This is a genomic window from Streptomyces sp. NRRL B-24085 (assembly GCF_001282115.1).
Classification (GTDB): domain Bacteria; phylum Actinomycetota; class Actinomycetes; order Streptomycetales; family Streptomycetaceae; genus Streptomyces.
Genome location: NZ_LJBR01000613.1, coordinates 1 through 1,141 on the forward strand (window position 1 = coordinate 1; position 1,141 = coordinate 1,141).

Sequence of the window (1,141 nt, forward strand, 5' to 3'; positions counted from 1 at the left end):
ACCCCCAGAACGGATCTCCAGAAGAACCCCTACCTGTCCAACAGCCTCCGCAGCCAAGCCAGATGCGCCGCACGCGCCGCCTGGGACAACGCCGCCTGCGGGGCGAACCCGTCGAACCCGTGGAAACCCCCGGGCCACACGTGCAGCTCCGCCACCCCACCCGCCAGCCAGATCCGGGACGCGTACGAGACGACCTCGTCCCGGAACGTCTCCGCCGACCCCACGTCGAGGAAGGCCGGCGGCAGTCCCGACAGGTCCTCGGCCCGGGCCGGCGCCGCGTACGCCGGCACGTCGGGGCCGCCCCGCAGCTCGCCCAGCAGCGCCGTCCAGCCCGTCTCGTTGGCCGTACGGTCCCAGACGCCCAGCCCCGCCATCTGGTACGTCGAAGGACTGTCGTTGCGGTCGTCCAGCATCGGGCACATCAGCAGTTGCCCCACCGGCCGAGGCCCGTTGCGGTCCCGGGTGAGCAGCGCGAGCGCCGCCGACAGCCCGCCCCCCGCACTCGCACCGGCGATCACGATCCGCTCGGCGTCGCCACCGATCTCCTCCGCGTGCTCGGAGGTCCACACGAGCCCGGCGTAGACGTCCTCGACCGGTGCCGGATGCGGGTGTTCGGGCGCCAGCCGGTACTCGACCGACACCACGACCGCGTCCAGTTCCTTCGCCCAGGCCAGCGGAGCGTCGATGCCGACACGGTTGTTGCCGATGACCATGCCTCCGCCGTGGACGTGGTAGATCACCGGGCGCCCGACCCCCGTGGGTGCCGGCGAGGCGGGCCGGCAGATCAGCAGCGAGATCTCGGGGGTGCCTTCAGGCCCCGGCACCGACCGGTCCTCCACCTCGAAGAACCCGTCCATGGTGAGGTCCAGGTCGGCCAGCATCTGGATGCCCGGTCCCTGGCGCACCTCCTCGATCTCGTCCGGGGTGAGGCCGGGCGAGATCACGTCCTTGATCAGGTCCAGGGCGGCGCTGAGCTCGGGGTCGAAGGGGGGCGGCACATGCGTCATGGCTTCTCCTCACGCGGGGCGCGGCGGCTCGTGGCGTCATGATCGGGGCAACGGCGTCCGTCCGGGGCGCCGCCGTACGGCGGAACCTGCCCGCCGTACGGCGGGCACCGGGCGTCGGCATTCCGTCATGTTCG

At 72.3% G+C, this 1,141-nt stretch carries 1 protein-coding gene; it reads right to left on the reverse strand.

Annotation, left to right across the window (positions count from 1 at the left end; genetic code table 11):
* Positions 1 to 29 precede the first annotated feature (29 nt).
* The gene (locus tag AOJ26_RS40275; protein ID WP_053853287.1) at positions 30 to 1,007 is read right to left on the reverse strand and encodes an alpha/beta hydrolase; all 978 of its coding nucleotides are present in this window, start codon (positions 1,005 to 1,007) and stop codon (positions 30 to 32) included.
* Positions 1,008 to 1,141 lie beyond the last annotated feature (134 nt).